Origin of the sequence: Pseudacidovorax intermedius (assembly GCF_001476815.1) — a bacterium.
In the GTDB taxonomy this organism is placed as follows: Bacteria; Pseudomonadota; Gammaproteobacteria; order Burkholderiales; family Burkholderiaceae_C; genus Xenophilus; species Xenophilus intermedius_A.
The window spans coordinates 105176-127823 of sequence record NZ_LDSL01000030.1 but is presented as its reverse complement, the minus strand read 5'-3'; the positions used below and the strand labels follow the sequence as shown (position 1 = coordinate 127823).

The 22648-nt window shown below is 71.0% G+C and carries 17 protein-coding genes; 10 read left to right on the top strand and 7 right to left on the bottom strand.

The genetic code is table 11. The annotated features are described in order from the left end of the window. Window positions 1–79 precede the first annotated feature (79 nt). From NS331_RS04495 to NS331_RS04485, 3 genes are all read left to right on the top strand, one after another. Window positions 80–1234: a mandelate racemase/muconate lactonizing enzyme family protein gene (locus NS331_RS04495; RefSeq protein WP_058640804.1), complete on the top strand. Its 1155-nt coding sequence runs from the start codon at window positions 80–82 to the stop codon at window positions 1232–1234. Window positions 1235–1449: 215 nt separating this feature from the next. Then, complete coding sequence (locus tag NS331_RS04490) at window positions 1450–2433, top strand: Bug family tripartite tricarboxylate transporter substrate binding protein (protein ID WP_058640803.1); 984 nt, start codon at window positions 1450–1452, stop codon at window positions 2431–2433. A 73-nt stretch (window positions 2434–2506) separates the two neighbouring features. Further along, on the top strand, window positions 2507–3661 hold the full coding sequence (locus NS331_RS04485) for an alpha-hydroxy acid oxidase (protein WP_058640821.1): 1155 nt from the start codon (window positions 2507–2509) through the stop codon (window positions 3659–3661). Window positions 3662–3691: 30 nt separating this feature from the next. On the opposite strand, the gene NS331_RS04480 is transcribed toward NS331_RS04485, so the two are convergent. Continuing rightward, complete coding sequence (locus NS331_RS04480; protein WP_058640802.1) at window positions 3692–4384, bottom strand: nucleotide-binding protein; 693 nt, start codon at window positions 4382–4384, stop codon at window positions 3692–3694. Window positions 4385–4557: 173 nt separating this feature from the next. Next, window positions 4558–5292 (bottom strand): hypothetical protein, encoded by a 735-nt coding sequence (locus NS331_RS04475; RefSeq protein WP_242873645.1) that lies wholly within the window; start codon window positions 5290–5292, stop codon window positions 4558–4560. Between the two features lie 127 nt (window positions 5293–5419). On the opposite strand from NS331_RS04475, the gene smc reads away from it, so the two are divergent. The 5 genes from smc (at window position 5420) to def (ending at window position 13570) form a co-directional block, all read left to right on the top strand. Continuing rightward, a complete protein-coding gene (gene smc, locus NS331_RS04470; RefSeq protein ID WP_058640800.1) occupies window positions 5420–8935 on the top strand; it encodes a chromosome segregation protein SMC in 3516 nt (1171 codons plus the stop codon). Window positions 8936–8987: 52 nt separating this feature from the next. Then, window positions 8988–10097: a cell division protein ZipA C-terminal FtsZ-binding domain-containing protein gene (locus NS331_RS04465; protein WP_058640799.1), complete on the top strand. Its 1110-nt coding sequence runs from the start codon at window positions 8988–8990 to the stop codon at window positions 10095–10097. Between the two features lie 14 nt (window positions 10098–10111). Beyond that, a complete protein-coding gene (gene ligA / locus NS331_RS04460; RefSeq protein WP_058640798.1) occupies window positions 10112–12289 on the top strand; it encodes an NAD-dependent DNA ligase LigA in 2178 nt (725 codons plus the stop codon). 137 nt (window positions 12290–12426) lie between these two features. Beyond that, complete coding sequence (locus tag NS331_RS04455) at window positions 12427–12930, top strand: hypothetical protein (protein ID WP_153012742.1); 504 nt, start codon at window positions 12427–12429, stop codon at window positions 12928–12930. Window positions 12931–13030: 100 nt separating this feature from the next. Further along, window positions 13031–13570, top strand: coding sequence for a peptide deformylase (gene def, locus NS331_RS04450; RefSeq protein ID WP_058640796.1), 540 nt, complete (start codon window positions 13031–13033; stop codon window positions 13568–13570). A 70-nt stretch (window positions 13571–13640) separates the two neighbouring features. Here the strand turns inward: def and NS331_RS04445 are convergent, their stop codons facing one another. The 3 genes from NS331_RS04445 to mfd form a co-directional block, all read right to left on the bottom strand. Beyond that, window positions 13641–14036, bottom strand: coding sequence for a DoxX family protein (locus NS331_RS04445; RefSeq protein ID WP_058640795.1), 396 nt, complete (start codon window positions 14034–14036; stop codon window positions 13641–13643). A gap of 57 nt (window positions 14037–14093) precedes the next feature. Beyond that, window positions 14094–14816: a phosphoserine phosphatase SerB gene (serB, locus tag NS331_RS04440; RefSeq protein ID WP_058640794.1), complete on the bottom strand. Its 723-nt coding sequence runs from the start codon at window positions 14814–14816 to the stop codon at window positions 14094–14096. A 65-nt stretch (window positions 14817–14881) separates the two neighbouring features. Next, window positions 14882–18409: a transcription-repair coupling factor gene (mfd, locus tag NS331_RS04435; RefSeq protein ID WP_058640793.1), complete on the bottom strand. Its 3528-nt coding sequence runs from the start codon at window positions 18407–18409 to the stop codon at window positions 14882–14884. 254 nt (window positions 18410–18663) lie between these two features. Here mfd and ispD point away from each other — a divergent pair, with 254 nt between their 5' ends. Both ispD and ispF read left to right on the top strand, forming a co-directional pair. Next, entirely contained in the window at window positions 18664–19392 is a 729-nt protein-coding gene (gene ispD / locus NS331_RS04430; RefSeq protein ID WP_058640792.1) for a 2-C-methyl-D-erythritol 4-phosphate cytidylyltransferase, read from the top strand. Between the two features lie 2 nt (window positions 19393–19394). After that, entirely contained in the window at window positions 19395–19937 is a 543-nt protein-coding gene (gene ispF / locus NS331_RS04425; protein WP_242873644.1) for a 2-C-methyl-D-erythritol 2,4-cyclodiphosphate synthase, read from the top strand. On the opposite strand, the gene NS331_RS04420 is transcribed toward ispF, so the two are convergent. Both NS331_RS04420 and NS331_RS04415 read right to left on the bottom strand, forming a co-directional pair. Next, the gene (locus NS331_RS04420; protein ID WP_082702250.1) at window positions 19924–21645 is read right to left on the bottom strand and encodes a tannase/feruloyl esterase family alpha/beta hydrolase; all 1722 of its coding nucleotides are present in this window, start codon (window positions 21643–21645) and stop codon (window positions 19924–19926) included. The genes ispF and NS331_RS04420 overlap by 14 nt on opposite strands. Before the next feature lie 3 nt (window positions 21646–21648). Next, on the bottom strand, window positions 21649–22638 hold the full coding sequence (locus NS331_RS04415; RefSeq protein ID WP_058640791.1) for a Bug family tripartite tricarboxylate transporter substrate binding protein: 990 nt from the start codon (window positions 22636–22638) through the stop codon (window positions 21649–21651). Window positions 22639–22648: the final 10 nt, after the last annotated feature.

Here is a 22648-nt window from a genome sequence, read left to right as displayed (position 1 = left end):
CGCCGCGGCGTTGTGGCGCCCGGAGGCGCTTCCTAGACTGGGCCGAAACGCCGAGCCACGAAGCAGGAGACACCGTCCCATGAAGATCGCCCGCGTCCACGCCACGCCGCTGAACCTGCCGGTCAGCGTCGGCCATGGCGGCCGCACCAAGACCACCTCGCTGTCGCTGTGCCTGGTCGACATCGAGACCGACGACGGCCGCATCGGTACCGGCATGACCGCCATCACCGAGGAAGAGGCCGTCGCGGCCATCGTCAACGAGGTGGCGGCCCATCACCTCGAAGGGCTGGACCCGCTCAACCATGAGCAGGTGTGGGAGCGGCTGTACTGGCTGCTCACGCCGCGCGGCCAGTCAGGCTATGCCAGCCATGCCATCGCCGCCATCGACCTCGCGCTGTGGGACCTCAAGGGCCAGGCGCTGGGCCAGCCCTGCTGGAAGCTGCTGGGCGGCGCGCGTGCCCAGGTGCCGGTGTATGCCACCTTCGGCTTCGCCTTCTACGACCGCGACGAGCTGGCTCAGGCCGCGCGCGACTGGGTGGGCCGCGGCTTCACCCGCCTGAAGATGACCGTGGGCCACCACGGCCTGGCCCGCCGCGACGAGCCGCGTCCGCTGGACACGCTGATCGCCGAGGACGTGCAGCGCATCCGCGCCGTGCGCGAGGCGGTGGGGCCCGACGTGCAGATCTACATCGACGCCAACTGCAGCCTGGACTACTTCCACGCGCTGTCGCTGGCGCGCCGGGTGGAGGCGTACGACATCGCCTTCTTCGAGGAGCCGGTGACGCAGAACGACATTCCCAACCTGGCCAAGCTGCGCGCCAAGACCTCGATCCCGCTCGCAGCGGGCCAGAACGAGGGCCATGCCAGCCGCTTCCGCGACATGCTGGTGGCGCAGGCGGTGGACGTGGTGCAGCCCAATGCCTGCATCACCGGCGGCTTCACGCAGTGCGCCCGCATCGCCGGCATGGCCGCGGCCTTCAACACCCGCTTCGCCAACGGCGGTGCCTGGCCGCACCACAACATGCACCTGCATGCCGGCCTGGCCAACGGCTCGCTGGTCGAGTACCACTCGGTGGCGGTCGAATGCTGCAAGCAGGTCTTCGACGGTCTGCCCGAGCCGCAGGCCGGCGTGCTCGACCTGCCGCAGACGCCGGGCCTGGGCTTCGCGCCCAACCGCGAGCGGCTGCGCGAGCTGGCCAAGCGTCCGGGCTCGCGCGGCGCCGGCAAGGCATGACGGGCTTCACCCCCTCTCCCCTTGTGGGAGAGGGCCGGGGAGAGGGGACGCCAGCGCTCCATGCATCGCGGCATTGGCATTGGGGCGGCCCCCTCTCCCCAGCCCTCTCCCGCGAGGGGAGAGGGAGAAATTCCCGGAAGCGGGCGGCCCCTGGCGCCCCTGGAGACAACGGCGCGCAGCGCCAGTCCGCTCCCCAACAAGAAAAGGAGACAACGATGACGCCCCCCAACTTCACCCGCCGCCACGCATTCGCCCTGGCCGCTGTAATGCTCGCCGCCGCGCCGGTCGTGCAGGCGCAGTCCGGCACGTATCCCGAGCGCCCCATCCGCCTCCTGGTCGGCTATTCGGCCGGCGGCGGCGTGGACGCCATGGCCCGCCTGCTCACACCGCGCCTGTCCACGCTGCTGGGCCAGCAGGTGGTGGTGGAGAACCGCGCCGGCGCCGCCGGGCTGATCGCCGGCGACCTGGCGGCCAAGGCGCCGCCCGACGGCTACACGCTGCTGCTGGGCGACAGCTCGACCCTGATCGCGCAGCACATGCAGCCCAGGATGTCCTTCGACCCGATCAAGAGCTTCGTGCCGGTGGCGGGCCTGTTCACGCTGCCGCTGATCATCGTGGCGGGCAACGGCTTTCCGGCGAAGACACCGCAGGAGCTGGTGGCCGCCCTCAAGGCCAAGCCGGGCCACTATTCCTTCGCCACCTCCGGTGTGGGCACGGTGCAGCACCTGGGCTTCGAGCTGTTCAAGGGCAAGACCGGCACCTTCGCCACCCACATCCCCTACCGCGGCGCGGCGCAGATCGTGCCGGACGTGATCAGCGGCCAGGTGCCGCTGGGCGTGGTCAGCGCCACGTCGGCACTGGCGCAGGCCAAGGGCGGGCGACTGAAGGCGCTGGCGGTGATGAGCCCCGTCAAGCTGGCCGGCGCCGAGGATGTCGCACCGCTGGCCGCGGCCGTGCCGGGCTTCGATGCGGCGCCGCGCGTGTTCCTGCTCGCCCCCGCGGGCACGCCCGATGCCGTGGTCGAGCGGCTCGGCAGTGCAGTGCGCACCGCGATGGCCGCGCCCGACATGGCGCAGGTGGCTGCGCAGCAGGGCGCCGTGCCCGCCTTCGAGCCGCCGGCCGAACTCGGCCGCAGCATCGTGCAGGAGTCGCAGCGCTGGGGCCAGCTGATCCGCGCGCAGAACATCGTCGCCGAATGAGCGCCCGTCCGTCCTCGCGGCCGGTTGCTGCGTCGAAGGCGCGGCCGTGAGCGCGCCGGCCGCGCTCGCGCGCATGACCTGCGTGGAAGACCTGCGCCGCGTCGCCCGCGCGCGGGTGCCGCGCATGTTCTACGAGTACGTCGATTCGGGTTCGTGGAGCGAATCGACCTACCGCGCCAACGAGCGCGACTTTCAGCAACTGCTGCTTCGCCAGAGCGTGGCGCGGGACATCTCGCGGCGCACGGTCGCGACCACGATGCTCGGCCAGCCGGTCGCCATGCCGGTGGCGCTGGCGCCGACGGGCCTCACGGGCATGCAGCATGCCGACGGCGAGATCCTGGCCGCGCGGGCGGCGCGCGACTTCGGCGTGCCCTTCACGCTGTCGACCATGAGCATCTGCGCGCTGGAGGACGTCGCCGCGCACACGGGGCGGCATCCCTTCTGGTTCCAGCTCTACGTGATGCGCGACCGCGCCTTCATCGAGTCGCTGATCGAGCGCGCCAAAGCCGCCAACTGCAGCGCGCTCCAGCTCACGCTCGACCTGCCGGTGATGGGCCAGCGCCATGCTGACATCCGCAACGGCCTGTCGGTGCCCCCGCGGCCCACGCTGCGCAACCTGCTGGACCTGGCGCTGCGCACCCGCTGGTGCCTGGGCATGCTGGGCACGCGCCGGCGCAGCTTCGGCAACATCGTGGGCCATGTGAAAGGCGTGGACGACATGGCCTCGCTGGCGGCCTGGACCAACGCGCAGTTCGACCCCTCGCTGTCGTGGGCGGACGTCGAATGGATCAAGCGCCGCTGGGGTGGGCCGCTGGTGCTCAAGGGCATCCTGGATGCGGAGGATGCGCGCCGGGCGGTGGACTGCGGCGCGGACGCGCTCGTCGTCTCCAACCATGGCGGCCGGCAACTGGACGGCGCGCCGTCCGCCATCCGCGCACTGCCCGCCGTCGCCCAGGCGGTGGGGCGCGGGATCGAGGTGTGGATGGACAGCGGCGTGCGCAGCGGCCAGGACGTGCTCAAGGCCCGCGCGCTGGGCGCACGCGGCACGATGATCGGCCGCGCCTTCCTCTACGGACTGGGCGCCTTCGGCGAGGCCGGGGTGACGCGTGTGCTGCAGATCATCCAGCGCGAGCTGGACCTGACCATGGCCTTCTGCGGCCGCACGCACATCGACGACGTGGACGCGTCGGTGCTGCTCGCGCCGCCGGCCGGCGGCGCGGCGAACTGAGCGGCGCTGCGCAGAGCCGCCCGCGTCGACTTATAGACCGAGCGTGTCGAACTGCCCGTAGACCTGCACCAGCCAGCCCTTGACGCGCTGGCGCTCCAGCAGGCCCAGCGCCTCGGGGCCGGTCTTGTCGTTGACGGCCTTCCAGAAGGAGGTGTTGTGGGCGTCGATCTTGCGCATCGTCGCCTCCTGCAGCCGGGGCAGGGTGATGAACTGGGCGCCGTGCTCGCGGGCCTTGACCTGGGCGGGCGAGCCGTCGAAGGTGGAGAAGTCGCTGCCGCGGCCCTGGTTCTGCACCACCACGTAGCGCGCGCGGGTGCCGTAGGTGTCGACCAGGCGGCCGAGCATGTCGGTGGAGTCGCGGCCGTCGTCCATGACGTGCCAGAACACGACCGGGATCTCCAGTTCGTCGAACACGTCGAAGAGCTGCGACTCGGCGATCCAGCGGGCCAGCGGCGCCTGGGTCTGCGCGGCCAGGTCGACGATCACGCTGCGCTCGGGATGCTCTTCGAAGCCGTTCACCACGGTGTCCAGGCCCTCGAAGCTGTCCACCGCCACGGGTGAGGCGAAGCCTTCGTAGAAGCGGGTGAAGGAGTTGTGCGAACGGTCGGTGTCGAAGCCGATGAAGGGACGGCCGCGGTCGATGAAGTACTGGGCCAGCAGGCGCGAGGTGACGGACTTGCCGACACCGCCTTTTTCGCCACCGATGAAGTTCAGGGTGCTCATGTGCAGGAGGGGAGAGGGGAAGAGGACGCGGCCCGTGGATGCGGCCCGCGGCATGGCGGGCAGGGTTTGCACGGGTTGTGCGGGCGCATTCTAGAAACGGCTCGGTGACGGCGGCGATGCGGCGGTGCCCGTTCGCCGTCTTCGCCCGATTCTGCCGGCGGCGGCGCGGCCGTTCAGCGCGGCACCATCGCCAGCAGCGGCCCCAGGTTGCCCATGAGCCAGTTCTGGCCGAAGTCCAGCGCGGCGCGCCGGTACTTCTCGTCGGCCTGGGCGGCCAGCAGGTCCAGCCGCGCCACCACCTTGGAGAGCTCGCGGTCCACCAGCAGGTTGCGGCCGCGCTCGCTGATCTCGGTGGACAGCAGCAGCGGCTGGCCGTCGGCGCCGGTGCGCGAGGTCAGCAGCCACAGCGAGATCTCGAAATTGCGCGCGGCGCGGAAGGCGTTCTCGGCGCTGATGCCGTCGATCATGGTCTGCCGCCAGGTGTCGCCGTTGGCCTGCTTGAGCAGGGCGGCCCAGCCGGTCACGAGTGCGGCGACGCGGTCGCCGGCGTAGGTCTCGGGCGGCGCGAAGGCCAGGCGCACGGCCTCGATGCCGCTGGCGCCGCGCAGCCAGGGCAGGGGCAGGCCCGGGTCGATGGCCTGCCAGGTGCGGGCCACGGCATCGTCGGCGCTCGCGGCCCACTTGCGCCATTCGCGCGGATTGCGCCGGTACAGCGACAGCTGGACACGGCGCACCGATTCCAGGTTGTCGCGCAGCGCCAGGTTGGCCACACGGTTGGCGCCGGATTCCATCCATTCGCCCTGGGTGTAGGGTTCGGCGCGCTTGGTGTCGTGGAACATGCCGCAGCCGGCGAGCACGGTGCAGAGGGCGACGAGCGCGGCGGCGAGCAGCAGGCGGGGCGGGTGCATCGGCGCAGGGGAAGCGGGCAGGGGAAGGCGCATGGGCGCACGTTATCATCCTGCCCTTGCGCGGCAAGGCACGGCCTGCGCACTTTCTCCTTGTATATCAACATCTTGGCCTTGCTGCCCGTCTGCGGTGCGTCTCAACTCCATCAAGCTTTCCGGGTTCAAGTCCTTCGCTGAGCCGACCAACTTCATGCTGCCCGGCCAGCTGGTGGGCGTGGTGGGCCCCAACGGCTGCGGCAAGTCCAACATCATGGACGCGGTGCGCTGGGTGCTGGGCGAGTCGCGCGCCTCCGAGCTGCGCGGCGAGTCCATGCAGGACGTGATCTTCAACGGCACCACCAGCCGCAAGCAGGCCAGCCGCGCCAGCGTGGAGCTGGTGTTCGACAACGCCGACCACCGCGCCGGCGGCCAGTGGAGCCAGTTCACCGAGATCGCGGTCAAGCGCGTGCTCACGCGCGACGGCAACAGCAGCTACTTCATCAACAACCAGCCGGTGCGCCGCCGTGACGTGCAGGACGTGTTCCTGGGCACCGGCCTGGGCCCGCGGGCCTACGCCATCATCGGCCAGGGCACGATCAGCCGGATCATCGAATCCAAGCCCGAGGAGCTGCGGCTGTTCCTGGAAGAGGCCGCCGGCGTCTCCAAGTACAAGGAGCGCCGCCGCGAGACCGAGAACCGCCTGTCCGACACGCGCGAGAACCTGACCCGGGTCGAGGACATCCTGCGCGAGCTCAACGCCAACCTCGAGAAGCTGGAGAAGCAGGCCGAGGTGGCCGCGCGCTACAACCAGCTGCAGGCCGAGGCCACGCGCAAGCAGCACCAGCTGTGGTTCCTCAAACGCGCCGATGCCGAGGCCGACCAGCAGCGCGTGCAGGCCGAAGGCCGCCAGGCGGTCAACGACCTCGAATCGCGCATGGCCGACCTGCGTCACATCGAGGCCGAGCTGGAGACCATCCGCCAGGCCCACTACGGCGCCGGCGACCAGGTCAACCAGGCCCAGGGCAAGCTCTACGAGGCCAGCGCCGAGGTCGGCCGGCTGGAGGGCGAGATCCGCTACGTGGTCGAAGGCCGCCAGCGCGTGCAGCAGCGCCTGGCCCAGCTGGTCGAGCAGATCCAACAGTGGGACACCCGCCGCGCCGACGCCGAAGCCGAACTGGAGAACCTGGCCGGCGCCGGCATCGATGCCGAGGAGCAGGCCGCCATCCTGGCCGCGCAACTCGAAGAACAGGAAGCCCGCCTGCCCGAGCTGGAGGACGCCCGCCAGCGCGCGCAGGAAACCGCCAACGGCCAGCGCGGCGCCGTGGTGCAGGTGCAGCAGCAGATCCAGGTGCTGGCCGCCGACCAGCGCAACATCGACGACCAGGTGCGCCAGTTGGCGCAGCGCAGCGACCGCCTGCGCGCCGACCGCCAGGCCCTGAATGCGCCCGACGAGGCCAAGCTGGAAGCCTTGCGCGAGGAATTCGCCATGGCCGAGGAAGCCGCCAGCGAATCCGAGGCGCGCCTGATGGACCTGCAGGAGCGCGTGCCGCAGCTCGACGACGACCGCCGCGCCCGCCAGCAGGCCGTCAACACCGAGGGCGCCCGCCAGGCCGAACTGTCCGCCCGGCTGGAAGCCCTGCGCGCCCTGCAGGAGAAGGTCAAGACGGACGGCAAGCTGCGTCCCTGGCTCGCCAAGCACGGCCTGGACGGCCTGCAGGGCCTGTGGAGCCGCCTGCATGTGGAGCCCGGCTGGGAGGCCGCGCTAGAAGCCGCGCTGCGCGATCGCATGGGCGCCCTCGAAATTTCCCGCCTCGAAATGGCCCGCGCCTTCGCCAGCGACGCGCCGCCCGCCAAGCTCAGCTTCTACACGCCGCCCGCCGCGCCGGTGGCCGCCGCCCCCGGCGCCATGCCCCGCCTGGCCGACCTGCTGCGCCTGCACGATGCCGGCCTGCAGTCGCTGATGGCCGACTGGCTGCATGGCTGCTTCACCGCCGCCAGCCTGGACGAGGCCCTGGCCGCCCGCGAGCGGCTGCAGCCCGGCGAGGCCATCTACGTGGCGGCCGGCCATGTGGTCACGCGCCACAGCGTGGGCTTCTATGCCCAGGATTCCGAACAGGCCGGCCTGCTGGCCCGCCAGCAGGAAATGGAGAGCCTGGAGCGCGAGCTGCGCGCCCAGGGCCTGATCGCCGAAGAGGCGCGCACCGCGCTCGTGCGCGCCGAGGCCGCCTATGCCGACGCCGCCGGCCGGCTGGTCGGCGCCCGCCGCGAGGCCGACCAGACCCGCGCCCGTGCCCACGAACTGCAGGTCGAGACGCTGCGCCTGTCGCAGCAGGCCGAGCAGGCGCGCGCCCGCAGCGAGCAGCTGAACGCGGACCTGGGCGAGGTCGAAGCGCAACTTGAAGAACTGCAGGAGCGCCGCGTCGCCGCCGAGGCCCGCTTCGAGGAACTGGACCTGCAACTGGCCGACAGCCAGGAGCGCCATGCAGAACTCGAAGAGCGCGTCATCGAGGCCAGCCGCAAGCTGGACGCCGCCCGCGAGCAGCACCGCAGCCTGGAGCGGCAGGTGCAGGAATCCACCTTCTCGCAGCGCACGCTGGAGGCGCGCCGCGCCGAACTCGGTCGCGCCATCGACACCGCCCGCCAGCAGACCGTGGCCCTGGCCGACGAGCGCGAGCGGGCCGAGGGCGAACTGGCCCGCCTGTCCGACGCCGCGGCGCAGGCCGGCCTGCAGGATGCCCTGAACCTCAAGGCCGAGCGCGAGGCCGCGCTGGGCGCCATGCGCAGCCAGTACGACGACCTGACGCAGAAGCTGCGCGCCAGCGACGAGCGGCGGCTGCAGATCGAGCGCGCGCTCGACCCGCTGCGCCAGCGCATCACCGAGATGCAGCTCAAGGAGCAGGCGGCGCGCCTGGGCCTGGAGCAGTACGAGCAGTTGCTGGCCGACGCGCAGGCCGACCGCGAGGCCATCGCCGCCTCCATCGAGGCCGACAAGGTGCGCCTCGCCGGCCTGCAGGGCGAAATCGACCGCCTGCACCGCGAGGTGGCCGGCCTGGGCGCCGTCAACCTGGCGGCGCTGGACGAACTCACCAGCGCCCGCGAGCGCAAGACCTTCCTCGACGCCCAGTCGGCCGACCTGAACGAGGCCATCACCACGCTCGAAGACGCCATCCGCAAGATCGACGGCGAGACCCGCGAGCTGCTGGGCGGCACCTTCAACACCGTCAACGAGCATTTCAGCCGCATGTTCCCGGAGCTGTTCGGCGGCGGCAATGCGCGGCTGATCATGACCGGCGACGAGATCCTGGACGCCGGCGTGCAGGTCATGGCCCAGCCGCCGGGCAAGAAGAACCAGACCATCCACCTGCTCTCGGGCGGCGAGAAGGCGCTGACGGCCATCGCGCTGGTGTTCGCCATCTTCCAGCTCAACCCGGCGCCCTTCTGCCTGCTGGACGAGGTGGACGCGCCGCTGGACGACGCCAACACCGAGCGCTATGCGCGGCTGGTGTCGGCCATGAGCCGGGGCACCCAGTTCCTCTTCATCAGCCACAACAAGATCGCCATGGAGATGGCGCAGCAGCTGATCGGCGTGACCATGCAGGAGCAGGGCGTTTCGCGCATCGTGGCCGTGGACATGGAATCCGCCGCCGGCATGGCCGAAGTCGGCTGACGCGCGGCCACGCCCGCGCGCCTTACAACAAGAACACGGAAGAGCAATCCCAATGAGCAATCTCACGATCGCCGTGGCCATCGCCGGCGGCCTGGTGCTGGCGGCCCTGATCGCCTACAACACCTGGACGCTGCGCCGCAACGCCCCGCGCCAGCCCGAAGGCGACGGCCCGCATTCCGGCTTGGCGCCGCTCGACGGGGGGCAGGGCGGCCCGGACGAGCCGGTGCTCCATGCCGACCCCAACGACGTGCATTCGGCCGACCGGCACGAGCCGCTGTTCGACCCCGACCTGCCGCCGCCCACCGGCCAGCCGGGCGCCGCCGCGCTGCTGGGCATCCGCCGCGGCGGGCTGGATCCGCTGATCGACGTGATCGCGCCCGTGGCCCTCGAAGGATTGGTCTCCGGCGCAGCCGTGCTCGCCGCCATGCCGGCCACGCGCCGGGCCGGCAGCAAGCCCATCGCCGTCGAGGGCCTGCGTGATGGCGCGTCGGAATGGGAGGCGCCCGTCTCCAGCGCCCGCTACCGCGCGCTGCAGATCGGCGTGCAGCTGGCCAACCGCACCGGCGCGCTCAACGAGATCGAGTACTCGGAATTCGTGGTCAAGGCCCAGGCCTTCGCCGATGCGCTCAACGGCGCCCCCGAGTTCCCGGAGATGCTGGACGAGGTCGCCCGCGCCCGCGAGCTGGACCAGTTCGCCAGCGCGCACGATGCGCAGCTGGCCTTCGTGCTGCGCGCCCGCCACGCCGCCTGGAGCCCCGGCTACGTGCAGCAGAACGCCGCGCGCCTGGGCTTCGTGCCCGGCATGCTGCCCGGGCGCATGGTGCTGCCCAACACCGATGCCGGTGCGCCGCCGGTGCTCGGCCTGGTGTTCGACACCCAGGCCGCGCTGGCCGACGACCCGGCCCAGTCCGCCATCCGCGAGCTCATGCTGAGCCTGGACGTGCCGCAGGTCGACCGCGCGCTGGAGCCCTTCGCCCGCATGCGCGAGATCGCCGAGGCGCTGGCCCGCGAGATGGACGGCGTGGTCACCGACAGCGACGGCCAGCCCCTGCGCACCGAGACGCTGGACGCCATCGGCCAGGACCTGGAGCAGCTCTACGACACGCTGGATGGCCGCGAGCTGTCCGCCGGCTCGGCGCTGGCGCGCCGCCTGTTCTCCTGACCGCCAGCCCCGCCATGACCGACACCGTGCCCGCAGCGGTGGCCCAGGAGGCCGCCGAGCTGCGCAGTTCGCTCAACCACCATGCGCACCAGTACTACGTGCTGGACGCGCCGCAGATCCCGGACGCCGAATACGACCGGCTGTTCCGCCGCCTGTCCGAGCTGGAAGAGGCGCATCCCGCGCTGCGCACGCCCGATTCGCCCACCCAGCGTGTGGGCGGCGCCGTGCTGCCCTTCTTCGCCAAGGTGCGCCACCGCGTGCCCATGCTGTCGATCCGCACCGAGACCGACATCGAAGCCACCGGCGCCGAGGCCTTCGACGTCCGCGTGCGGCGCGAGCTGGGCCTGGCCGCCGACGCGCCGCCCGTCGAATACGTGGCCGAACTCAAGTTCGACGGCCTGGCCATCAACCTGCGCTACGAGGACGGCACGCTGGTGCAGGCCGCCACCCGCGGCGACGGCGAGGTGGGCGAGGACGTGACGCAGAACATCCGCACCATCGGCCAGATTCCCCTGACGCTGCCGAAGGACGCGCCGCCGGTGCTGGAGGTGCGCGGCGAGGTCTACATGAAGCGGGCCGACTTCGACCGCCTCAACGAGCGCCAGCGCCAGAAGATCGAGGCCGGCCAGAAGAACGAGAAGACCTACGTCAACCCCCGCAACGCGGCGGCCGGCGCGGTGCGCCAGCTCGATCCCGCCATCGCGCGGCAGCGGCCGCTGTCCTTCTTCGCCTACGGCTGGGGTGAGGTCACGCCGGTCGAGCAGGGCGGCCCGGACTTCGGCACGCAGTACCAGGCGCTGCTGACGCTGCGCTCCTGGGGCTTTCCGGTGTCGGACCGCACGCAGGTCTGCAGCGGCCCGCAGGAGCTGGCCGAGTTCCACCGCCAGGTGGGCGCGCTGCGCGACCAGCTGCCCTTCGACATCGACGGCGTGGTCTACAAGGTCAACAGCCTGACGCTGCAGCGGCAGATGGGCTTCGTCTCGCGCGAGCCGCGCTGGGCCGTGGCCCACAAGTACCCGGCCCAGGAGCAGATGACCCGCATGCTGGGCATCGACGTGCAGGTGGGCCGCACCGGCAAGCTGACGCCGGTGGCGCGGCTGGACCCGGTGTTCGTGGGCGGCACGACCGTCTCCAACGCCACGCTGCACAACCTGTTCGAGCTGCGCCGCAAGGAACTGCGCGTGGGCGACATGGTGGTCATCCGCCGCGCGGGCGACGTGATTCCCGAGGTGGTGGGCCGCGTGCCGCCGGCCGGTGTGGCGGTGGCGCGGGCCGAGGGCGCCGACAGCGAGGCCGCCATCGACCAGGCGGTGGGCGAGGGCGACAGCCGGCGCCTGCCGCCGCGCGATCCCTACGTGCCCAACTTCCGCATGCCGCGCCAGTGCCCCATCTGCGGCAGCGCCGTCGTGCGGGAGAAGGGCGAGGTCAACCACCGCTGCTCGGGCGGGCTGTTCTGTGGCGCGCAGCGCAAGCAGGCGATCCTGCATTACGCGCAGCGCCGGGCCGTGGACATCGAGGGCCTCGGCGAGAAGCTGGTGGACCAGCTGGTGGACGCCGGCATCGTCAAGACGCTGCCCGACCTCTACCGCATCGGCCTGACCGCGCTGGCGGCCCTGGACCGCATGGCCGACAAGTCCGCGCAGAACGTGCTGGAGGGACTGGAAGCGTCGAAGACGACGACGCTGCCGCGCTTTCTGTACGGCCTGGGCATCCGCCACGTGGGCGAGACCACGGCGAAGGATCTGGCGCGTCACTTCGGACGGCTCGACGCGATCATGGGGGAGACCCCCGAATCGGCGGCGACCGTCGATCAGCTACTGGAGGTCAACGACGTCGGCCCCATCGTGGCGGAAGCCATCCACACCTTCTTCGCGCAGCCCCACAACCGCGAGGTGATCGAGCAGTTGCGCGCCTGCGGCGTGCACTGGCCGGAAGGCGACCCGGCGCCCCGCGCCGCGCTGCCGCTGGCGGGCAAGACTTTCGTCATCACGGGCACGCTGCCTACGCTGTCGCGCGAGGATGCCAAGGAGCGGCTGGAGGCCGCCGGTGCCAAGGTGGCCGGGTCGGTCAGCAAGAAGACGCACTACGTGGTGGCCGGCGAGGCGGCAGGCAGCAAGCTCGACAAGGCCCGCGAACTCGGCGTCGAGGTGTTGGACGAGGCCGGCATGCTGGCCTTGCTGCCGGCCGGCTGAGGGCGCAGGTCCACCGCCTACGTGACCGGCGGCAGGCCGACTCTTACCGCGTGTTACGCGGCACCGAGGACCTGCGGGTCGGCAGCGGCGCTCCAACCACGTTGTGTGTCCATGGCCCCTGGCCAGGAGAAAGAACGATGACGATCCTCAAGCGTGGTGCGGGAAGCGCAATGGTGCTCGGTGCGGCTTTGCTGATGGGCGGCTGCGCCGTCTACGACCAGCCGGGCGTGGCGACCTATCCCACTTATCAGAGCTATCCCAGCTATCCGGCGTACTCCAGCTACCCGGCCTATCCCTACTATGGCGAGCCTGCCGTGGTGCCGGGCGGCTACGTGGGCGTGGACGTCTACCGCGAGCGGGGTCCGCGTTACTGGGGCGGGCCGCCGCCGCGCGCCTACCCTGCGCCGGGCTATGGCCGTCCGGGCTGGAACGACCGGGACAACGACCGTGGCCGCTGGCGGGGGGCGCCCCCGCCGCAGGCCCAGTTGCCGGGCGTCGTGCCGGGCGTCCCCGCGGTGCCGCCGCGCGGCCCGGGCGGCGGTGGCCGGCCCGGCGTCGGCGGTGTGCCCTTCGGCGATCCCCGGGTGGGCACGGGCACCATCAATCCCGCACCGCGGCAAGACTCCGGCAACACGCCTTGACCTGGTCACGGCGTCGAGCCGGGACGACCCGCAACGTCCTGGCGCCGGAGGCCGTTGAGGTCGGATTCCGCGGCAGCGCGCCCGGCGCCACAATCGGCCTATGGCGATCCGAGAAATCCTGAAGATGGGCGATGCCCGGCTGCTGCGCGTCGCGCAGCCGGTGCAGGCCTTCGACACCGACGAACTGCACCTGCTGGTGCGGGACATGTTCGAGACCATGCATGCGGTCAACGGCGCCGGCTTGGCCGCGCCGCAGATCGGTGTGGATCTGCAACTGGTGATCTTCGGCACCAACGCACCCAATCCCCGATATCCGGAGGCACCGCTCGTGCCGCGCACGGTGCTCCTCAACCCGGTCATCGTGCCGCAGGGTGACGAGGAAGAAGAGGGTTGGGAAGGCTGCCTGTCGGTGCCTGGCCTGAGGGGCGTGGTGCCGCGCTGGAAGCGCATCCACTACAGCGGCTTCGATCCCTATGGGGACCCCATCGACCGTGAGGTGGAAGGCTTCCATGCCCGCGTCGTGCAGCATGAATGCGATCACCTGATCGGCAAGCTCTATCCCATGCGGGTGCGCGACTTCACCCGATTCGGCTTCAACGAGGTGCTGTTTCCGGGATTGGATGCATCCGACGACGATTGATGCGGACGAGCCTGGCCGACGCCTGATGGCGTGACCGGCGCCGATGGTCGGGCGGCCCGTGCCGCCGCCTTCAGTTGAAGCGCCCGCCCGCGCCGATGCGGCCGCCGCCGATCATGGCGATGGCGAGGGCCGCCGCCAGGAACATGCCCTGCAGTTCCAGCGCCCAGCCGCCGTTGGCGCTGAACTTCGCCAGGTCGCCCATGTGCACCAGCCAGATGGCGACCAGCATGTTGATGGCGATCACCAGCGCCGCCGGCCGTGTGAAGAAGCCGACGATCAGCAGCGCCGGCGCCACGATCTCGCCCACGTAGACCAGGTTGGCCAGCACCGCGGGCACGCCGTGGGAGGTCAGCATGTGGCCGATGCCATCCACGCCCTTGGGCAGCTTGGCGATGCCGTGCAGCAGGATCAGTACGCCCAGGGTGGCGCGCAGGAGGAACTTGCCGATGTCGTCGGTACGGTTCATGGGATGGGTTGAAAAGAAGTGGGTAAAGAAGGGGCCGTGGGCCGCGAGCGCGGCATGTTAGCCGGGCCGAACCACCTCGAGCAGCCTGTCCAGCCCGCCCTGTTCGATGGCCACCATGGCCTGCTCGCGCACCTTGGGCTTGGCATGGAAGGCGACCGACAGGCCGGCCGCGACCATCATCGGCAGGTCGTTGGCGCCGTCGCCCACGGCGATGGTCTGCGAAGGCGCGAGGCGCAGCAGCGAGGCCACCTCCAGCAGCGTGCGGCGCTTCTCGGCGCCATCGCAGATGTCGCCCCAGTCCTGCGCCCGTACCCGGCCGGTGAGCCGGCCGCCTTCTTCCTCCAGCAGGTTGGAGCGCGCGAAGTCGATGCCAAGCCGGGTCTTCACCCGGTCGGCGAAGAAGGTGAAACCGCCCGAAACCAGCAGCACCTTGAGGCCCGCCGCGCGGCAGGCGCCCACCAGTTCGTCCGCGCCGGGCGACAGGTGCAGCCGCTGGTCGTACACCTCCTGCAGCGCGCCCACGGGCACGCCTTCGAGCAGGGCGACGCGCCGTCGCAGGCTTTCCTTGAAGTCCTTGATCTCGCCGCGCATCGTGGCGTCGGTGATCGCCGCCACCTCGGCCTTCTTGCCCACCGCGTCGGCGATTTCGTCGATGCATTCGATGGTGATCAGCGTCGAATCCATGTCGAAGGCGATCAGGCCGAAGTCGGCCAGGCGCAGGGGCGGCGTGACGCCGCGCAGGACGAGGCCGGGAACGTGTTCTGTGGCAGGAGCGGTCATGTCAAACAACAGCAGGGTCGAAAAAGGCGGCGGATTGTAGGAAGGGCAGGGGCCGCACAAGGCACTCAGGCCGCCACCGCCTCCGTCTTCGGCTGTCCCAGCGAGCGCAGCACGTCCCGCACCATCTGCGCCCGGTCCTTCGGGTCCTTGAGCTCGCGCTCGATGCGCAGCTTGTCGTTGCCGGCCAGCTTGATGTGCTTGTTCTTCTGGATCAGGCCGATGATGGCCATCGGGTCGATGGGCGGGTTGGGCTTGAAGCTGATGTGGATCACGCCCGGCGCCGCGTCCACCTTGGTCACGCCGTAGGGCCGCGCCAGCACGCGCAGGCGGTGCACGTCGATCAGCGTCTGCGTCTGCGGCGGCAGCTTGCCGAAGCGGTCCACCAGTTCTTCGAGCAGGGTGTCGATCTGGTCCGTCGTCCTGGCCGTGGCCAGCTTCTTGTAGAAGGACAGGCGCAGGTGCACGTCGCCGCAGTAGTCGTCTGGCAGCAGCGCGGGCGCGTGCAGGTTGATCTCGGTGGTGGCCGACAGCGGCGCCAGCAGGTCGGGCTCCTTGCCGGCCTTGAGCGAGGCGACGGCCTCGGCCAGCATCTCGTTGTAGAGCTGGAAGCCGATCTCCATCATGTTGCCGCTCTGGTGCTCGCCCAGCACCTCGCCGGCGCCACGGATCTCCAGGTCGTGCATGGCCAGGTAGAAGCCGGAACCCAGCTCTTCCATGGCCTGTATGGCGTCCAGCCGCTGCGCCGCCTGCTTGGTCAGGCCCTCGATGTCCGGGACCATCAGGTAGGCATAGGCCTGGTGGTGGCTGCGGCCCACCCGGCCGCGCAGCTGGTGCAGCTGCGCCAGGCCGAACTTGTCGGCCCGGCTGATGACGATGGTGTTGGCGCTGGGCACGTCGATGCCGGTCTCGATGATGGTCGAGCACAGCAGCAGGTTGAAGCGCTGGGCGACGAAGTCGCGCATCACCCGCTCCAGCTCGCGCTCGGGCATCTGGCCGTGGGCCACGGCGATGCGCGCCTCGGGCAGGATCTCCTGCAGCTTCTGGCGCCGGTTCTCGATGGTCTCGACCTCGTTGTGCAGGAAGTAGACCTGACCGCCGCGCTTCAACTCGCGCAGCACGGCCTCGCGGATCACGCCGGTGCCCTCGTTGCGCACGAAGGTCTTGATGGCCAGGCGCCGCTGCGGCGCGGTGGCGATGACCGACAGGTCGCGCAGGCCTTCCAGCGCCATGCCCAGCGTCCGCGGAATGGGCGTGGCAGTGAGCGTGAGCACGTCCACCTCGGCACGCATGGCCTTCATGGCCTCCTTGTGGCGCACGCCGAAGCGGTGCTCCTCGTCGATGATGAGCAGGCCCAGGTTCTTGAACTTGACGCTTTCGCTGAGCAGCTTGTGCGTGCCGACCACGATGTCCACGCTGCCGTCGGCCAGGCCCTTGGCGGCGGCGGTGATCTCCTTGGCGGACCGGAAGCGGCTCATCTCGGCCACCTTGACCGGCCACTTGGAGAAGCGGTCCACCAGCGTCTGGTAGTGCTGTTCGGCCAGCAGCGTGGTCGGCGCCAGGAAGGCCACCTGCTTGCCGCCGGTGACGGCCACGAAGGCCGCGCGCAGCGCCACCTCGGTCTTGCCGAAGCCCACGTCGCCACAGACCAGCCGGTCCATGGGCTGGGGCGAGATCATGTCCTGGATGACGGCGTGGATCGCCGCCTTCTGGTCGGCCGTTTCCTCGAAGCCGAAGTCGTTGGCGAAGACCTCGTAGTCCGGCGCCTGGAAGCGGAAGGCATGCCCTTCCCGCGCGGCGCGGCGGGCATAGATGTTGAGCAGCTCGGCCGCCGCATCGCGCACCTGCTCGGCCGCCTTGCGCTTGGCCTTGTCCCACTGGCCGCTGCCCAGCTTGTGCAGCGGCGCCTCGTCGGCGCTGACGCCGGTGTAGCGGCTGATGAGGTGCAGCTGGCTCACCGGCACATAGAGCGTGGCCTTGTCGGCGTACTCCAGGTGCAGGAATTCCTGCAGCAGCGGCTTGCCGTCCGGCCCCGTGCCCTGGCCCAGGTCCATGTTGACCAGGCCCTTGTAGCGGCCGATGCCGTGGGCGCTGTGGACGACCGGGTCGCCCAGGTTCAGCTCGGACAGGTCCTTGATCAGCGCATCGACGTCGCTGGTGGCCTCCTGCCGCTTGTTGCGGCGGCGGCCGCTGCCGGTGCCGGTGGCGAAGAGCTCGGTCTCGGTGACGAAGTCGATGCCGGCCTCGTTCCAGGCGAAGCCGGCGGCCAGCGCGGCGGTGGCGATGCCGATCTTCTCGGTGGCCTCGGCCTCGAATTCGGCCAGGGTGTCGAAGGCCGGCGGGCCGACGCCGCTGGCGCGCAGGAAGTCCAGCAGGCTTTCGCGCCGGCCAGCGGTCTCGGCCAGCAGCAGCACGCGGTGGCGGGTGGCCTGGATGTGTTCCTTCAGGCGGGCCAGCGGATCGTCAGCGCCGCGGGCGGCGGCCAGCGAGGGCAGCAGCGCGAACTCGGGGAAGGCGTCGACCGGCTCAGCCTGAGCGGATGCAGGCCGCAGCGACAGTTGGCGATGCGGCTTGGTCTGGCCGTAGAACTGCTCGGCGTTGAGGAACAGCGCCTCCGGCGGCAGCACCGGCCGTTCGGGGTCGCCGTGGGCCAGGCGGTAGCGCTCGCGCGTGTCCTGCCAGAAATGCTGGAAGGCGGCCTCCAGGTCGCCGTGCAGCACCAGCGTGACGGAGGAGGGCGCGTCGCCGTCGCGGCCTTCCTTGCTGGCGCCGGCCAGGTAGTCGAACACCGTCGCCGTCTGGTCGAAGAACAGGGGCAGGTAGTACTCGATGCCGGCGGTGGCGACGCCGTTGCCCATGTCCTTGTAGATGCGGCTCTTGGTCGGATCGCCCTCGAGCAGTTCGCGCCAGCGGCTGCGGAAATGCGCCCGGGCGTCGTCGTCCATCGGGAACTCGCGGCCGGGCAGCAGGCGCACGTCGGGCACGGGGTAGAGGCTGCGCTGGCTGTCGGGGTCGAAGGTGCGGATGGAGTCGATCTCGTCGTCGAACAGATCGACGCGGAAGGGCTGCGGCGAGCCCATCGGGAACAGGTCGATCAGGCCGCCGCGCACCGCGTATTCGCCGGGGCTCACCACCTGCGTCACATGGCTGTAGCCGGCCAGCGTGAGCTGGGCCTTCAGCCGCGCCTCGTCCAGCTTCTGCCGGGTGCGGAAGTGGAAGGTGTAGCCGGCCATGAAGCCGGGCGGCGCCAGGCGGTAGAGCGCGGTGGTGGCGGGCACCAGCACCACGTCCACCTCCTTCTGCAGGATGCGCCACAGCGTTGCCAGGCGCTCGCTGATCAGGTCCTGGTGCGGCGAGAAGCTGTCGTAGGGCAGCGTTTCCCAGTCGGGGAAGACGGCGCAGCGCAGCTCGGGCGCGAAGAAGGCCAGCTCGTCCGTCAGCCGCTGGGTGTCGGTGGCATCGGCCGTGAAGATGGCGGTCGTGCGGCCGGCCGCGCGTTCGCGCTGCGCCAGCCTGGCCAGCAGCAGCGCGTCGCTGGAGGAGGGCGGACGGGGAAGGGTGAAGCGTTTGCCGGGGGAGAGGGCGGGCAGGTCCATGCAGTGCGGCACCAAAAGACAGGCCCTCCCGGCCGGTGCGGCGGGGAGGGTGAAGCGGTCAATTTTAGAATGCGGGGCTTGTCCCTGGCCGGGGCGGGACTGGCCGACCGGGCGTCGGATGAGGCGTCGTGCCCGCTGTCCTGTGCCGTCGATGGCGGGCGGTTCGATGCGTCCGCAGAACCGCTCGCGCCGAGCCTGTCGAAGCGCCGCCCCGCATCCGCCCATCCACGCACGTCCGACGCTTCCTCCTGCCGATGTCCCAGCCCCCTCCGCCGCGCCTGTTCGTACTCATCCCCTGTGCCGGCACTGGCTCCCGCGCCGGCGCCCCCGGCCCCAAGCAGTACGAGCCGCTGGCCGGCCGGCCGCTGGTGGCGCACACGCTGGACGTCTTCCGCGCCCTCGGTCCGCGACTCGCGGGCATCGCGCTGGTCGTGGCGCCGGACGACCAGCGCCTCGCCGAGGTGCTGCCCGGCTTTCCTGCCCCCGGCGAATGGCTGCTGCGCGCTGGCGGCGCCACCCGCGCCCAGTCGGTGGCGCAGGGCCTGGCCGCGCTGCGCGAAGAGGCTGGCGCCCTGCCGACCGACTGGGTGCTGGTGCACGATGCGGCCCGCTGCCTGTTGCTGCCCTCGCAGGTCGACGCGTTGATCGGCGCCTGTGTGCACGATCCTGTGGGCGGGCTGCTGGCGCTGCCGCTGCCCGACACGCTCAAGGCCGCGACGCCGGATGGCCGCGTCGCCGCCACGGTGGCGCGCGCTGACAAATGGCTGGCCCAGACGCCGCAGATGTTCCGCATCGGCCTGCTGCAGGAGGCCCTGGCCCGCATGGGCGATGCCGTGACCGACGAGGCCAGCGCCATCGAGGGCCTGGGCCTGGCGCCGCGGCTGGTGCCCGGCACTGCCAGCAACTTCAAGGTGACCTTTCCCGACGACTTCGCCCTGGCGGCGGCGGTGCTCCAGGCCCGCCACGCCGCGGCCGACCGATGACCATGACGACGACCATGAACCACGCCGCCGACTTCGACTTCCCCTTCCGCATCGGCGAGGGCTGGGACGTGCACCAGCTGGCCGCAGGCCGCAAGCTCATCCTGGGCGGCGTGGACGTGCCGCACACCGTGGGCCTGCTCGGCCATTCCGATGCCGACGTGCTGCTGCACGCCATCACCGACGCGCTGCTGGGCGCCGCCGCGCTGGGCGACATCGGCCGGCATTTCCCGGACACGGACGCGCAGTTCCGCGGCGCCGATTCCGCCGTGCTGCTGGCCGAGGCGGCGCGCCGCGTGCAGGCGCAGGGCTGGGCCATCGGCAACGTGGACAGCACCATCGTCGCGCAGGCCCCCAAGCTGGCACCGCACATCCCGGCCATGTGCGCGCGCATCGCCGAGGTGCTGGCGCTGGCACCGGGCCAGGTCAACGTGAAGGCCAAGACGGCCGAGAAGCTGGGCCCCGTGGGCGAGGGCCGGGCCATGGAGGCGCGGGCGGCGGTGATGCTCTACCGCGCGCCCGCCAAGCCTGCGCCTAGCGGCAACTGAAGTTGGCCGCGTCCTCGATGCTGCCGCTGCCGTTGTAGCGCGCCTGCTTCGGATAGGCACACAGCGGACGCGTGCGGCCGGGCCAGGGCACGTCGGCGTTCTCGGGCCGGGCACGGGCCACGACGCGCTCGGGCGCCTGACCCTGCTCGACCCAGTTCACCAGTTCCGTCAGGCCGTCGTACTGGTCGGTGGCCGGGCCGCCGCTGCAATGGGCCATGTTCGGCACCGTGAACAGCCGGGCCATGCCGTCAGTGGCGGCGCCGTAGCGCTGGCGCAGCTGCTCCAGGTAGCGCACGGTGTCGGTCACCGAGAACACCGGGTCGCTCACGCCGTGGAAGAACAGGATCTTGCCGCCGTGGCGGGCGTAGGCGTCCACGTCGGGCGAGTCGGCCGCCACCATGCGCATCGCCGACTCGCGGAAGGCGCCCTCGGTGGCATAGACCTTGGCCGTGTCGCGCTGCGGGTCGAAGCCCATCGCATAGGCCCAGAAGTCGTTCGTCACGGTGGGCGGCGTGGTGAAGAACATCGCGAGCCCACCGGTCATCAGCGTGAGGTTGCGGGCGTTGGCAGGGCCGCTGGCCGCGTCGCCGAACTTCCAGCGCGTCCAGTCCACCGAATGCAGGCCGGCGTCGAACACCCAGTCCGAATAGATCGGCTTGCCCTGCGCATCGCGGGCCCCGGCGAAGGAGCGCTGCAGCGCATCGACCTGCGCTGGGCCCAGGCAGGCGTCCGTCTTGGCGCCGGTGCAGCGCAGCACCTCGGGCTTGAAGTGGCACGCCGGCCAGTTGTTCACCATCCCGTCGGCCAGGCCGTCCAGCGCATCGCACTGGCGCAGCACCTCGCGGGTGAGCAGCTTCATGTCGCCGGGCGAGAAGGCCTTCGAGAGCACCGGCCGGCCGTCGGGACCGGGCGGCGCCTGCTCGGCCGCGGCACGGGCATAGAGCTGGGTGTCGTACACCGCCTGAACCGAAGCCAGCGGCACGCGGTAGGCCGGCGCCGAGGCGATGACGCCGTCGAACATCTCCGGATAGCGCTGCGTCATCATCATGGCCTGCCGCCCGCCGTTGGAGCAGCCGACGAAGTACGAGCGCTGGGGCGCCTGGCCATAGTGCGCGCGGATCAGCGTCTTGGCCACGCGCGCGGTCTGCGCCATGGAGTTGTAGCCGTTGTCGGCCCGTGCCTGCGGATCCAGCCCGAACTGGTAGGGGCCATTGGGGCCAGGCTCATTCAGATGGCCGGTGTCGGTGAAGACCACCGCATAGCCCTGCATCAGCGCATTGCTGGTGTTGCCGCCGCCGGTGAGCACGCCGATGGCATCGCGCAGCACGCCGTCCGTGCCGCCGCCGCCCTGGAAGAAGAAGCGGCCGTTCCATTGCGCGGGCAGGCGCAGGTCGAAGCCGATGGCGTAGGGCTTGCCGTCCAGGCCGGTGCGCTCGGCGATCTTCCCTTGAACATGGCAATGAGCGGGTACCGGCGCGGTGGCGCCCGGTGCGCCGGGCTGGATCCCGGTGAGGTTGATGGTGCCGGCGGCGACTTCCTCGGCCAGCGTGAGCCGCGTGCCGTGCGGCACGGCCCGTGCGAGCTGGGCGCAGGCCAAGGGCGTGGACGCGGCCTGGGCCGCGGGCGGTGCGTCGCCGGGGCTGGTGCACGCCGCCAGCAACGCGGCGGCGCCCGCCGCGGCCGCGCCGAGTCCGAAGGTGGGGCGCATGGCTCAGTCCGCCTTGAAGCCGGTGGCTTGCACGGCCTTGCCCCAGGTCACAGTATCGGCCGCGATGATGTTGCCGAACTCCTTGGCGGTGGTCCCGGTCACGCTGAAGCCGGCGTCTTCCATGCGCTGCTTGCCGTCGGCCGACTGCATGGCGCGGCGGATGTCCGCTTCGAGCTTGGCCAGCACCTCGGGCGGCGTGCGGCTGGGCGCCACGATGCCGAACCACGACTGGAACACGACCTGGCCGTAGCCCTGCTCCTTGAAGGTGGGGACGTCGGGCAGCAGGGCGGCGCGGGTGTCGCCACTGGCCGCCAGGGCCACGAGCTTGCCGGCCTTGACGTTGGGCGCGGCCAGGCCGACGCTGGCGAAGGCACCGGCCACATCGCCGCTCATCAGGCCGGCGAGCGCATCACCCGTGTTGCGGTAGTGCACGGCCTCGGGCTTCATGCCGATGGCCTCGCCGAAGATGTAGGCGCCGAAGTGACCCGGCGTTCCGGCGCCGAAGGTGCCCATGAACAGGCCCTTCTGCTGGCGGCTCCAGTCCACGAACTGCTTGACGTCGCGCGCCGGCACCTTCTGCGGATTGACCACCAGCATGAAGTTGCTGGTGACCACCTGGCTCACCGGCGCGAAGTCCTTCTTCGGGTCGTAGGGCAGCTTGGTGTAGCTGCTGGGGGCGATGGACAGCTGGCCGGTCTCGCCGAGCATCAGCGTGTAGCCGTCGGGCTGGGCCCGCGCGGCCTCGCTGGCGGCGATGGTGCCGCCGGCGCCGGGCTTGTTGTCCACCACCACGCCGACGCCGTTCCAGCCTTCGGAGAGCTTCTGTGCCAGCAGGCGCGCCACGATGTCCGGCCCGGTGCCGGCCGGAAAGCCGACGATCAGCCGCACGGGCCGGCTCGGATAGGCGGGCGTCTGGGCCTGCGCGCCGGACCAGGCGGCGGTCAGGGCCGCGGTGGCGGCGAGCAGTCGGAAGGACGTGCGGAATCGGGTCATGGGGAGTCTC